Genomic DNA, 12,987 nt, shown 5'->3' on the forward strand with positions numbered 1-12,987 from the left:
ACCGGCAAGTGCCTGGAGGTCTCCGACTGGCGCAGGGACGCGGGTGCGCCCGTCCGCCAGTGGACCTGCACGGGCGGGGCCAACCAGCAGTGGGCGGCCAACAGCAACGGGTTCCTGGTCAACCGGAACAGCGGGCTGTGCCTCGACGTCCCCGGCGGCAGCACCGTCTGGGGCGAACGGCCCGTCCAGTCGCACTGCGCACCGCGACCGGCGTCGGGCAGCCAGCGCTGGTACGTCCCCGGGGTCAACAGCGACCCGGTCGGCACCGTCGGCAACGGCAACGGCCTGGTGCTCGACGTGGCCGGGTACGACGCGAGCGACGGCGCCCCGGTGATCCAGTGGGGCGCCAACGGGGGACTCAACCAGCTGTGGACCGGCCTCCGGCCGCCCGTCCGACTCTGAGCACGCGCGCGGGCACGGACGGTCCCGCCTCCCGGACCGGTGACGTCCGCGGTTAGGCTCGGGGGCGTGCCCGCAGCCGTGACACCCCCGACGCCGCCCGTACCGGCAGAGACCGGCCCCGTGCCGGCGGACGCCTCGCCGACGGACGCCTCGCCGACGGTGTCCTCACCGACGGTTCCCGCGCCCGCGGGGCGTCTGCCGCGCGCGGTCCGGGTCCGGTTCGCGGCGCTCCTGGCGATCCTCGGTGCCGCGGCCGGCTCGCTCCTGCTGTGGAGCCCGACGGCGCTGCTCGACGGCGGGCTCCCGCCCGGCGTGCCGCTGGCTCCCGTGTTCGTCGCGGTCTACGCACTGGGCACGGTGGCGTTCTTCCCCCGGCCGGCGCTCAACGCGGCCGCGGGGCTGCTGCTGGGCGTGCAGCAGGGCGTGGTGCTGGCCGTCCTCGGCACCACGCTCGGCGCGGCAATGGCGTTCGTCCTGGCCCGCCGGCTCGGGCGGGACGCGCTCCGCCCCTACCTGCGCGGGCGGCTGCTGCTCTCCCTGGACCGCCGCTTCACCGAGCAGGGCTTCCGCAGCGTCTTCCTGCTGCGGTTGCTGCCCGGGCTGCCGTTCCAGGCGGGCAACTACGGCGCCGCCTTCTCCGGGGTGCCGTTCGCCCCCTTCGTCACCGCGACGGCGCTGGGGGTGACGCCGTTGACGGCGGTCTACGTCACGGCCGCGGCCACCGCGCGCGAGCCCGGGTCGACGGCGTTCCTGCTGTCGGCCGGGGCCATCGGGGTGCTCTGCCTGGTGAGTCTGGTCTCGCTGTGGCGGGCCGCCGCCCGGCGGCGCTCGACCGCGGCCTGAGCGCCCGGCGCCCGACCCGGTGCGCCGGGCGCGTCGGACCCGCCGATCCGCTCGGCCGGCCGGGGGTCACTGTCGGACGTGTGTGAAATCGTTCCCGCATTGTTGACAGAAGGTCAATTGCGCGGTGACCGCGACCGATATGGTCTACGCGCGCAACCGTACGTCGCGCACCAGCGTCGCAAGAGGTGTCCGGGTCCGCCCGGGCTTCCGGCGCGGCACGACTCGTACGGGGGTCGCGAGCGGGCACGGTACCGGTGATCAGTGCGATACTCGGACAGTTCCGACGAGTGGATGACGTGTCAAAAGGACACGCGCACCCGGGGGACCTGTACGGAACGAGGCAGGGAGGCGCGGCATGGGAGCACTTCGCGACGAGCACCACAACGGGTGGCTGATGCCCTCCGGGAACTACCCGGCCGCGGTGTACGACGACGAGTGGGTCGAGCAGGAGACGGTGCAGTCCTCCCCAGCCCCCACCAAGATCGTCTCCCTGCGGCCGACCGGATTCGAGGCAGCCCGCACGGTCGGCGAGCACATCCGGGCCAGCATCCCGGTGGTCATGGACCTCACCGAGATGGACGAGGCCGAGGCCAAGCGCATGGTCGACTTCGCCTCCGGTCTGATCTTCGGCACCCGTGGCGGCATCGAGCGGATCGCCCGCCGGGTGTTCCTGCTGACCCCGGCGGACGTCGAGGTGATGGTCATCGACCGACCCCTGGACGAGACCGGGTTCTACAACCAGAGCTGACCGCGGAAGCCCGCGACCGGGGACGGCAGGTGCCGTCCCCGGTTTTTTGCTGCCCGCCGCCCATCGACTCTCGCCTCATCTGCGTCACCAGAATTAATTTTGAGACATCCATGTCTCATTCAGCGTACACTCGCTCCATGGCCACCGATCGTGACTCCGTCCTCGAAGCCGCTGTCGGCGTGCTCTCCCGCCGCCCGACCGCCCACCTCGACGAGATCGCCCGCGCCGCGGGCATCAGCCGCGCCACCCTGCACCGGCTCTTCCCGGGCCGTGACGCGCTGATCCGCGAGGTCGGCCTGCTCGGGCTCCGCCGGTTCGGCGCCGCGCTCGACACCGCGGCCGTCGAGGAGGGCGACGCCCACGCCGCGCTGCGCCGCCTGGTCGACGCGGTCGTCCCGGACGCCGCGCTCTGCGCGTTCCTGGCCGGCGAGAACCAGCTCTACGACGACGCCGACATCAACGACCTCTGGGACTCCCAGATCGACCGGATGCACGCACTCTTCCTGCGCGGGCAGCAGCAGGGCGCCTTCCGGATCGAACTCTCGGCGGCCTGGCTGAGCGAGGCCTTCTTCGACCTGGTGGCCGGCATCGGCTGGGCCATCCAGGACGGCCGGCTCGCCCCGCGCGACGCCGCGTTCTCGCTGGCCGAACTGTTCCTCGGCGGCGCGCTGCGCAGCTCCCGGCCGCAGCCCCACCCGCAGCCGCACTGATCTCCACCATCCACGCACCTCGGACCGGAAACCGGACACCGATACCCATGAGCAGCACCGTCCACCTCCGCCCCCGCCAGCGCTGGACCGGCCTCGCCGTCCTCGTCCTGGCCGTCACCCTGGTCGCCGTCGACGCGACCGTCCTCTCCCTGGCCATCCCCTCGATCAGCGAGACCCTGCGGCCCAGCGGCACCCAGCTGCTCTGGATCGGCGACGCCTACTCCTTCGTCCTGGCCGGCCTGCTGGTCTCGATGGGCGCGCTCAGTGACCGGATCGGCCGCAAGAAGCTGCTGCTGGCCGGCTCCGCCGCGTTCGGCGCCGCCTCGCTGCTCGCCGCCTACGCCCCCACCGCCGGCTGGCTGATCGTCGCCCGCGCGCTGCTCGGCGTCGCCGGGGCGACCGTCATGCCGTCCACGCTCTCGCTGATCCGCTCGCTCTTCCCGGACGACCGGGAGCGGGCCACCGCGATCGGCATCTGGGGCGCGGCGGCCACCGCCGGCGCCGCGCTCGGCCCGGTGGTCGGCGGGGTGCTGCTGGAGCACTTCTGGTGGGGCTCGGTCTTCCTGCTCAACATCCCGGTGCTGCTCCTGCTGCTGGTGCTCGGTGCCTGGCTGCTGCCCGAGTCGAAGGACCCGAAGCCCGGCCGCTGGGACGTGCTGAGCGTGCTGCTCTCCCTCACCGGTGTGATCGGCGTGGTCTACGCGATCAAGGAGGCCGCCGCCCACGGCCTCGTCCGCTGGGACGTGCCGGTCGCGGCCGTCCTGGGCGCGGCGGCGCTGACCGTCTTCGTCCGCCGCCAGCTGCGGCTGGAGACCCCGCTGCTGGACGTCCGGCTCTTCACCGACCGTCGCTTCACCGCCGCCGTCCTCGCGTCGCTGACCGCGCTGATCGGGCTCTCCGGCGTGGTCTTCGTGACCTCGCAGTACCTGCAGCTGGTACGCGGCTACCCGCCGCTGAAGGCCGGCCTGGCCGAGCTGCCGGCCTTCGCCGGCGCGGTGGTCGGCGGCCTGCTGACCGCGCGGCTGGTCCGCCGCACGGGTGCCCGCACGGCGCTGACCGCCGGACTGCTGACGATGGGCGTCGGGATCGGCATCCTCGGCTGGATCCAGCAGGACACCACCTACCTGGTGCTGGCCGCCGCCTTCCTCCTGGTCGGCACGGCCGAGGGCGTGGTCTACACGCTCGGCGCCGACCTGGTGCTGGGTGCCGCGCCCGCCGACAAGGCCGGCGCCGCGTCCGCGGTCTCCGAGACGGCGTACGAGCTGGGCACCGCGCTCGGCATCGCGCTGGTCGGCTCGGTGGTCGGCGCACTGTACGTGGGCCGGCTGGTCGTCCCCGCCGAGGCCGGGTCGGCGGCGGCGCAGGCCGGTGAGTCGCTGGGCGGCGCGGTCGAGGCCGCGCACGGACTGCCGGAGGCGCTGGCCGCTCCGCTGCTGGCCAGTGCCCGGGACGCCTTCGTCCACGGGCTGAACGTCGCGGCGATCCTGGCGGGCGTGCTGCTGCTGGGCGCGGCCCTGCTGGCCTGGCGGCTGCTGCGGAAGCTGCCCGACGCGGCCCCGCAGCAGGAGCCGAAGGAGGAGCGGACGCCGGAGAAGGCCGGGGTGTAGTCACGGGCGCGCGGGGCCCGGTCCGATCGTCGATCGGACCGGGCCCCGTCGTGTGCCGGTCCCGACGGTTCGCGCCGGACGGACGCTTTCGGGCAGGCCCGGCGGCGTCACACCGCGCCGAAGGGGAGCTCCAGCTCCGCCCAGACCACCTTGCCGTCGCGGGTCAGCCGGCTCCCCCAGCGCTGGGCGAGTTCGCTGACCAGGAACATGCCGCGCCCGCCCTCGTCCTGCTCGGCGAAGGGGCGCAGCTGGGGCGTCTGGCCGCCGGCGTCCGCGACCTCCAGGGTGAGCACCCGGTCGCGGAAGAGCCGGAGCCGGCGCGGGGCGTCGGCGTGCAGCAGGGCGTTCGTGACCAGCTCGCTGACCAGCAGCTCGGCGTAGTCGGAGAGGCCGGACAGGCCCCAGCCGTCGAGCGTGCTGCGGGTGAAGCGGCGGGCCATGCCGGGGAGCCTCCCGCCGCCGGTGAGCGGCAGGGTGGCGACCCGGTCCGCGGGCAGCGGCAGCACCCGGGCCATGATCATCGCGATGTCGTCGTCGGTGCCGTCGGTGACCAGCGCGCCGAGGACGGCGTCGCAGCTCTCCTCCAGGGTGCGTCCGGGGCCGGAGAGGGTGCGGGCGAACAGGTCGATGCCCTCGTCGAGGTCGCGGCCTCGGCGTTCGACCAGGCCGTCGGTGTAGAGGGCGACCATGGCGCCCTCCGGGAGGCTGAACCCGACGGATTCGAAGGCCACGCCGCCGACCCCGAGCGGGACGCCCGGCGGCACCTCCACCCGGCGGGCGGTGCCGTCGGGGGCCACCCAGACGGGCGGCAGGTGGCCCGCCGAGGCGACCTGGACGGTGCGCTCCAGGGGGTCGTAGACGGCGCAGATACAGGTGGCGAACTGGCCCTCACCGATGCCGGAGGCGGTCTCGTCCAGCCGGGTGAGCACCTGCTCGGGCGGCATGTCCAGGGTGGCGAGGGTGCGGGCGACGGTGCGCAGCTGGCCCATGGTGGCGGCGGCCCGGATGCCGTGGCCCATGACGTCGCCGACGACCAGGGCGACCCGCCCGCAGGAGAGCGGCACGACGTCGAACCAGTCGCCGCCGACCTCGCTGGTGACGCTGGAGGGCAGGTAGCGGTAGGCGATCTCCAGACCCAGGGTCCGGTGGATCTCCTGGGGCAGCAGGCTGCGCTGGAGGGTGAGCGCGGTCTCGCGCTCGCGCCGGTAGAGCCGGGCGTTGTCGATGGCGAGGGCGGTGCGGGCGATCAGCTCCTCGGCGAGCGCGACGTCCGCGGCGGTGAACGGTTCGGGGTTGCGCATGCGGATGAACTCGGCGCCGCCCAGCACCATGCCCCGCGCGGTGAGCGGGAGCATCAGGTACGAGTGGATGCCCGCCTCGATGCCGGGGGCGACGCGGTCCTCGGAGGCGACCAGCCCGCGCAGCACCTCCTCGTCGACGTGGGCGCGCAGCAGCGGGCGGCCGCTGCGCAGGCACTGGGTGTAGCTGCGGCCGGGGGCGTACTCGGAGACCTCGCCGATGGTGTCGACGGCGTGGACCAGTCCGGACTCGTAGGACTCGCCGACGGCGACGGCGCGCAGCTGGACGGAGCGGTCCTCCGGGATGGCGGTGGGCTCGGAGCCGCGCAGCACCGTTTCGAGCAGGTCCACGGTGGCGAAGTCGGCGAACCGCGGGACGACCGCCTCGATCAGTTCCTCGGCGGTGCGCTGGAGGTCGAGGGTGGTGCCGATCCGGGCGGTGGCCTCGGCGATGGTGGAGAGACGTTCCTGCGCGCGGGCGGCGCGGGCCTCGGCCTGGAAGCGCTCGGTGACGTCGATGATCGACGAACAGACGCCGAAGACCCGGCCGGTGGAGTCCTCCAGCCGGAAGTAGGAGGCGGACCAGGCGCGGTCGCGGCGCGGGTCCCCGGGAACGCGGCCGTGCGAGCGGGCGTCGACGACGGGGCGGCCGGTGGCGAGCACCTGGCGCATGGTCTGTTCTATCTCGGCGCTGTTGATGCCGGGCAGCACGCTGCTGATCCGGCGGCCGAGGTGGGCGGCGACGGGGACGCCGTTCATCCGGGCCAGCGACTCGTTCAGCCGAACGTAGCGCAGGTCGGTGTCGTAGACGGCCATCCCGATCGGGGACTGGCCGAAGATGCCGTCGAGGACGGCGAGGTCCGCCTCGACGCGGTGCAGGGCGACGGTGTCGGAGGCGGTGGCGAGCAGCAGCAGGGTGCCGCCGGGGCCGGAGATCGGGTAGGTGCGGAACTCCAGCTCGACGGTGTGACCGTCGCGGTGGCGGACGGGGAAGACGCCCGACCAGCCCTTGCCGCCCATGATGCGTTCGAAGAGTTCCAGCACTTCGGGGCGGTCGTCCGAGGCGGTGAGCAGCTGGGCCGCGTAGCTGCCGACGGCCTCGTCGGCGGGGTAGCCGAGCAGTGCCTCGGCGTCCTCGCTCCAGTGGAGGATCAGACCGTCGTCCTGGAGCAGGGCGGTGGCGAGCGGAACGAGCCGATGGCCGTCCAGACGTGCGGAGGTGCCGCCCGGATCGGGGCCGGCGGCGTCGGTCGCGTCCCACTCGTGTCTCCGCATGATCAGGCAGCACCCCGGTTCGGCTCGTGCCCGGCCGGGCGGGGCCTCGCGGTCCGTGCCGGCCGGGGTTCTTCTCCAGACTGCACGGACATCGGCCGCCCGGCGACCCCTTGGTGAAGGGTCGGCCGGTCGTTCAGGTGTACGGGCGTCATGGGCGTACCGGCCGCAGCGTACCCTCAAGAACGCCCGCCCACTGCCGGATCACTCCGGATCGTCGTGCACTGTCGTCGGTGAGCAGGTTCGCCAGGCCGAGACCGCGTGCCATGTCGAGGGTGGCCTGCACCGTCTCGCGAACACCGGGAACGCTTTCGTCGGCCCCGAGGAACTCGACGGCGGCCCGGTGGGCCTCGCGTCCGACGTGTCCCTCCAGGCCGATGATCCGGTCGCGCAGCGACTCCTCGGTGGCGGCGGCGACCCACAGGTGGAGGGCCGCGCGGAACAGCGGGCCGGTGTAGAGGCGGACGATCATGCCGACGACGGCCTCGGTGCGCGCCGGGCCCGCGGCCGGCAGCTCGTCCGCGTGGGCCCGGACGGCGGCCAGCCGCTCGGCGGTGACGTGCTCGACCGCCGCGGTGAAGAGGTCCTCGCGGGTCGGGAAGTGGTGCTGGGCCGCGCCCCGGGAGACGCCGGCCCGCTCGGCGACGACGGCGACGGTGGAGCCGTTCCAGCCGAGCTCGGCGAGGCAGTCGACGGCCGCCGCCAGCAGCCGCGCCCGGGTGGCACGGCTGCGGTCCTGCTGGGGGGCGCGGGCGGCGGGGTGCGTGGTCATCTGCGGTGGCGGTTCCGTTCGTGCGAGGGCCGGCGGGCGGGGCCGGGGACGGCGACCGGCCCGGGGCCGGGGGGTGCGCCAGATCCTGCCAGACCACGGCCCGCGCGGTGCGGCCGGTGACGCCCCGGGTCGTTCGGCGACGCGGCGGGTGCCCGTCAGCGGGCGGCCTCCCGGGCCCGCAGCTCCCGGCGCAGGATCTTGCCGGCCGGGGACTTGGGGACGACCTCCAGGAACTCGACCACGCGGACCTTCTTGTACGGGGCGACCTGCCCGGCCACGAAGGCCGCGACCTCCTCCTCGGTGAGCGCGCTGCCCGGGGCCCGCACCACGAAGGCCTTGGGGCACTCGGTGCCCTCGGCGTTCCGCACGCCGATCACCGCCGCGTCGGCGATCTGCGGGTGGCTGAGCAGCAGCGCCTCCAGTTCGGCGGGGGCGACCTGGTACCCCTTGTACTTGATCAGCTCCTTCACCCGGTCGACGATGTGCAGGTAGCCGCGGTCGTCGACGAAGCCGACGTCCCCGGTGTGCAGCCAGCCGTCGGCGTCGACGGTGGCGGCGGTCTCGGACGCGCGGCCGAGGTAGCCCTTCATCACCTGGGGGCCGCGGATCAGCAGCTCGCCGCGTTCACCGGGGCCGAGGTCCGGGTCGCTGCCGTCGAGGGCGGCGACGCGCAGCTCGGTGGAGGGGACCATCCGGCCGACCGAGCCCGGCGGCGGGTCGGTCTCGGAGGGGGAGACCAGGTGGCTGACCGGGGAGAGCTCGGTCATGCCGTAGCCCTGGAGGATGTGCGGCAGGCCGAGGCGGCGGGCGCAGGACTCGGCGAGATCGCCGTCCAGCGGGGCCGCCGCGCAGAGCAGGTACTCGACCGAGGACAGGTCGTAGCGGTCGACCACCGGGTGCCGGGCCAGGGCGAGGGCGATCGGCGGGGCCACGATCAGGGCCTGGACGCGCTGCTCCTCGATGGTGCGGCAGAACTGTTCCAGGTCGAAGCGGGGCAGCACGACGACGGTGGCACCGCAGCGCAGCGGCTGGTTGAGCAGGGCGGCGAGGCCGTAGATGTGGAAGAAGGGGAGGACGGCGAGCACCCGTTCGCCCTCTGCGGGGCGGTAGAGGGCGTCGGTCTGGGCGAGGTTGGTGGCGATCGAGCGGTGGGTGAGCATCACCCCCTTGGGCATCCCGGTGGTGCCGCTGGAGTACGGCAGGACGGCGATGTCGGTCGCCGGGTCGAGGTCGATCTCGGGTGCGGGGCCGGTGGCGGCGAGCAGGTCGGCGAGCGAGCGGTGGCCCGGGACGCCGTCCAGGACGATGATCTCGGCGAGCGGCCGTCCTTCTGCGGCGAGCTTCTCGGCGGCGGCCCGGGCGGTGGGCAGGAACGCCGAGACGGTGATCAGCCAGCGGGCGCCGCTGTCGGCCAGCTGGCCGGCGAGGTCGCCGGGGGTGGCGAAGGAGGAGACGGTGGTGACGGTGGCGCCGGCCCGACCGGCGCCGTAGCAGGCCATCGGGTAGCCGATGGAGTTGGGACTGAACAGGGCCACCACGTCGCCCTGGCGGACGCCCGCCTCGGCCAGTCCGGCCGCGACCCGGCGGACGGCACGGCCGAGCTGGGCGTGGGTGACCGTCTCGCCGGTGACGCCGTCGACCAGGGCGGGCCGGTCACCGTGGCGTTCGGCGCCGCCCAGGACGGCCTCGTGCAGGGGCAGGTCGACGATGCCGACGTCCGGGAACTCGCTGTGGAACACCAAGGAGTGCCTCCTGTGCGGAAATTGGCGCGGGGCGGGGTGGCCGGCGGGAGGTCCTGGACGACCGGCCGCACGGTGCGCACAGGAGCATACGGACAGTGGCCGGGCGGTGCGTCGTAGTGACGAACGTTTGGCGGAGCGCGCGGGGCGCAAGAAGGGGCGCGGTCCGCGAACACCGAGGTCGGAGGGCCGGACGCCTCCGGAGACGGTCAGATGCCAGAACGATGATGCGACGATCCGTTCGAGGGCTCGGCGCGGTGGGGCGGCAGGGAGTCCTCGGGGCGGGGCCGGACCGGTTCCGGACGGGACCGGTCCGGCCCGCCTAGTAGGACCTGGGCAGCCCGAGCGTGTGCTGGGCCACGTAGTTGAGCACCATCTCGCGGCTGACCGGGGCGACCCGGCCGACCCTGGTCGCGGCGAGCAGGGCCCCGAGGCCGTACTCCTGGGTGAGACCGTTGCCGCCGAGGGTCTGAACGGCCTGGTCGACCGTCCGGGCGGCCGCCTCCCCCGCCGCGTACTTCGCCATGTTGGCGGCCTCGCCTGCGGCCCGGTCGTCGCCCGCGTCGTAGAGCAGACCCGCCTTCTGGGTCATCAGCCGCGCCAGCTCGATCTCCACCGCGCACCGGGCGAGCGGGTGCGCCAGGCCCTGGTGCGCGCCGATCGGGGTCGACCAGACGGTGCGGGTCTTCGCGTACTCGACGGCCTTGCCGAGCGCCTGGCGGGCCAGACCGAGGGAGAACGCGGCGGTCATGATCCGCTCGGGGTTGAGGCCCGCGAAGAGCTGGAGCAGCCCCGCGTCCTCGTCCCCGACCAGGGCGTCGGCGGGCAGCCGGACCTCGTCCAGGAACACCTGGAACTGGCGTTCGGGGGAGACCAGTTCCATCGGGATCGGCCGGAACTCGAAGCCCGGGGTCCCGCGCGGCACGACGAACAGGGCGGGCTTGAGCCGCCCGGTGCGGGCGTCCTCGGTGCGGGCGACGAACAGGACGGCGTCGGAGTGGTCGATGCCGGAGACGAACACCTTGCGGCCGGTCAGCAGCCAGTCCCCGCCGTCGCGGCGCGCGACGGTGGAGATCCGGTGCGTGTTGGAGCCGGCGTCCGGCTCGGTGATGCCGAAGGCCATCCGCCGGCTGCCGTCGGCCAGTCCGGGCAGCCAGTGCCGCTTCTGCTCCTCGGTGCCGAAACGGGCCACGACCGTGCCGCAGATCGCCGGGGAGACGATCAGGAGCAGCAGCGGGCACCCGGCGGTGCCGAGTTCCTCCAGGACGATGGCGAGGTCGGTGATCCCGCCGCCACCACCGCCGTACTCGGCGGGGAGGTTCACCCCGAGATAGCCGGCCTTCCCGGCATCGGCCCAGAGCTCGTCGACGGGCTCGCCGGCGCGGGCCCTGGCCAGGTAGTAGGCGGAGCCGTAACGGGCGCCGAGGTCGGCGACGGCGCGGCGCAGCGCCTGGCGTTCGGGGCTCTCGACGAGCGGGCTGCCGGGGGCGGTGGTGCGCGGTGCGGACATGGTCTGGTCCTTCCGGGCGGGGGCGGGGGCTCTCGGTACGGGAGCGGGGGCGGGGGCGGGAGCCGGGGCCGGGGCCCGGCTCGGCCGTTCCGGGCGCGCGGTGCTCAGGTGGCGGGCTGCACGACGGCGAGCAGGGTGCCGAGTTCCACCTGCTGGCCCGGGGCGGCCCGGAGCTCGGCGAGGACGCCGTCGGTGGGAGCGGTGACGCGGTGCTCCATCTTCATCGCCTCCAGCCAGAGCAGCGGCTGCCCGGCGGTGACGGTGTCGCCGACGGCGGCGACGGTGCGGACGACGGTGCCGGGCATCGGGGCGAGCAGCGCGCCCGGGTCGGTCCGCGCGGCGGGGTCGGGGAAGCGGTCCGACACGGTGAGCACCGTGGTGCCGGACGGTGTGTCGACGTACACGCGGTCGCCGTGGCGGGTGACGTCGAAGGTCCGGCGGAGCGGGCCGGTCCGCAGCGTGACGCGCTCCGGCGCGGAGTCGACCAGGACCGTGTCCGGGTGGCCCTCGGCCCGCAGGCCGTCGCGGGTGAGCCGGTAGCGGACCTCCGTCTCGACGCCGTCGGCGGTCCGGTAGCGCTTCACCTGTGGCTGGGAGGGGAGGTTGCGCCAGCCCGACGGCAGTGCGGTCCGGCGGCCCGCCGCGTCGGCGAGCGCGGCGGCGAGGGCGGCGAGGGCGGCGAGGGCCCGGTCAGCACCGTCGGGGGCGGCGCCGCGGGCGCCGCCGGGGGCCGGGGCGCCCGGCGCGACGAGCTCGGCCGCGTGCTCGGTCAGGAAGGCGGTGTGCAGGCGCCCCGCCAGGAACTCCGGGTGCCGGAGCGCGCGCACCAGCAACTCCCGGTTGGTGACGGGCCCGTGGATGCGGGCCCGGGCGAGCGCGTCCGCCAGCCGCCGGGCGGCGGCCGACCGGGTCGGCCCCCAGGCGATCACCTTCGCCAGCATCGCGTCGTAGTGCGCTGTGATCTCGCCGCCGTCGGCGACGCCGGAGTCCAGCCGTAGCCCGCGCCCGGTGAACTCGGTGTGCGGGAGCGGGATCCCGAAACGGTGCAGGACGCCGGTGGAGGGCCGCCAGGCGTGGTCCGGGTCCTCCGCGTAGAGGCGGGCCTCGATCGCGCAGCCGACCGTCTCCGGCGCGGGCCCGGTGAGCCTCCCGCCCTCGGCGACGGTGAGCTGGAGGGCGACCAGGTCGAGGCCGGTGACGGCTTCGGTGACCGGATGCTCCACCTGGAGACGGGTGTTCATCTCCAGGAAGTAGAACCGCCCGTCCGGCGCGAGCAGGAACTCCGCCGTCCCCGCGCCGACGTACCCGGTGGCCCGGGCGGCGGCGACGGCGGCTTCGCGCAGGGCGGCGCGCACCGCCGGGTCGAGGCCGGGCGCGGGCGCCTCCTCGACGACCTTCTGATGCCGCCGCTGCAACGAGCAGTCACGGTCGCCCACCGCCCATACCGTCCCGTGCGCGTCGGCGAGCACCTGCACCTCGACGTGCCGGCCGGCGGGCAGGTAGCGCTCGCAGAACACCTCGTCGGAGCCGAAGGCCCTCGCCGCCTCCACCCTGGCCGACGCCAACTCGCTCTCCAGGTCGGCCAGTCGGCGTACCACCCGCATACCGCGCCCGCCGCCGCCGGCGGCCGCCTTGACCAGCAGCGGCAGGTCGGCCTCGACCGGCTCGGCCAAGGCGTCCAGGACGGGCACACCGGCCTTCGTCATCAGCCGCTTGGCGGCCGTCTTGGAGCCCATCGCGGCGATCGCCTCCGGCCCGGGACCGACCCAGACGAGGCCCGCGTCCAGCACGGCCCGCGCGAAACCGGCGTCCTCCGAGAGGAACCCGTACCCGGGGTGGACGGCATCGGCGCCGGCCGCGAGCGCGGCGGCGATCAGGAGGTCGCCGCGCAGGTAGGTGTCGGCGGGCGCCGCACCGGGCAGCCGGACGGCGGTGTCGGCCTCGCGGACGTGCGGGGCGTCGGCGTCCGGGTCGGCGTACACGGCCGTGGTGGCGATGCCCAACTCCCGGCACGTGTGCAGGATCCGGCGGGCGATCTCGCCGCGGTTGGCCACCAGCAGGTGGGTGATCAGCACGTTGTTCCCTC

Annotated in this window: 10 protein-coding genes; 5 read left to right on the forward strand and 5 right to left on the reverse strand. The window is 74.6% G+C overall.

The window, feature by feature from the left end; genetic code table 11:
- The 5 genes from PUR56_RS26540 to PUR56_RS26560 form a co-directional block, all read left to right on the forward strand.
- On the forward strand, nucleotides 1–402 hold a 402-nt coding region (locus PUR56_RS26540; RefSeq protein WP_329950750.1), incomplete at its 5' end, for an RICIN domain-containing protein.
- A 66-nt stretch (nucleotides 403–468) separates the two neighbouring features.
- Nucleotides 469–1,245: a TVP38/TMEM64 family protein gene (locus PUR56_RS26545; protein ID WP_329950751.1), complete on the forward strand. Its 777-nt coding sequence runs from the start codon at nucleotides 469–471 to the stop codon at nucleotides 1,243–1,245.
- Nucleotides 1,246–1,600: 355 nt separating this feature from the next.
- The gene (locus PUR56_RS26550; RefSeq protein WP_329882440.1) at nucleotides 1,601–1,993 is read left to right on the forward strand and encodes a cell division protein SepF; all 393 of its coding nucleotides are present in this window, start codon (nucleotides 1,601–1,603) and stop codon (nucleotides 1,991–1,993) included.
- Between the two features lie 137 nt (nucleotides 1,994–2,130).
- Nucleotides 2,131–2,703 carry a TetR/AcrR family transcriptional regulator gene (locus PUR56_RS26555; protein ID WP_329950752.1) on the forward strand — a complete coding sequence of 191 codons (573 nt, stop codon included), beginning with the start codon at nucleotides 2,131–2,133 and terminating at the stop codon, nucleotides 2,701–2,703.
- Nucleotides 2,704–2,750: 47 nt separating this feature from the next.
- The gene (locus PUR56_RS26560) at nucleotides 2,751–4,310 is read left to right on the forward strand and encodes an MFS transporter (protein WP_329950753.1); all 1,560 of its coding nucleotides are present in this window, start codon (nucleotides 2,751–2,753) and stop codon (nucleotides 4,308–4,310) included.
- A 107-nt stretch (nucleotides 4,311–4,417) separates the two neighbouring features.
- On the opposite strand, the gene PUR56_RS26565 is transcribed toward PUR56_RS26560, so the two are convergent.
- The 5 genes from PUR56_RS26565 to PUR56_RS26585 form a co-directional block, all read right to left on the reverse strand.
- Nucleotides 4,418–6,883, reverse strand: a complete 2,466-nt coding sequence (locus PUR56_RS26565; protein WP_329950754.1) for a SpoIIE family protein phosphatase — start codon at nucleotides 6,881–6,883, stop codon at nucleotides 4,418–4,420.
- 148 nt (nucleotides 6,884–7,031) lie between these two features.
- Nucleotides 7,032–7,652, reverse strand: coding sequence for a TetR/AcrR family transcriptional regulator (locus PUR56_RS26570; protein WP_329950755.1), 621 nt, complete (start codon nucleotides 7,650–7,652; stop codon nucleotides 7,032–7,034).
- Nucleotides 7,653–7,807: 155 nt separating this feature from the next.
- Nucleotides 7,808–9,394, reverse strand: a complete 1,587-nt coding sequence (locus tag PUR56_RS26575; RefSeq protein ID WP_329950756.1) for a 4-coumarate--CoA ligase family protein — start codon at nucleotides 9,392–9,394, stop codon at nucleotides 7,808–7,810.
- Between the two features lie 319 nt (nucleotides 9,395–9,713).
- Nucleotides 9,714–10,901 (reverse strand): acyl-CoA dehydrogenase family protein, encoded by a 1,188-nt coding sequence (locus PUR56_RS26580; RefSeq protein ID WP_329950757.1) that lies wholly within the window; start codon nucleotides 10,899–10,901, stop codon nucleotides 9,714–9,716.
- A 104-nt stretch (nucleotides 10,902–11,005) separates the two neighbouring features.
- Nucleotides 11,006–12,973, reverse strand: a complete 1,968-nt coding sequence (locus PUR56_RS26585; protein ID WP_329950796.1) for an acetyl/propionyl/methylcrotonyl-CoA carboxylase subunit alpha — start codon at nucleotides 12,971–12,973, stop codon at nucleotides 11,006–11,008.
- Nucleotides 12,974–12,987 lie beyond the last annotated feature (14 nt).

This window comes from Streptomyces sp. BE303 (assembly GCF_036290945.1).
Taxonomy (GTDB): domain Bacteria; phylum Actinomycetota; class Actinomycetes; order Streptomycetales; family Streptomycetaceae; genus Kitasatospora.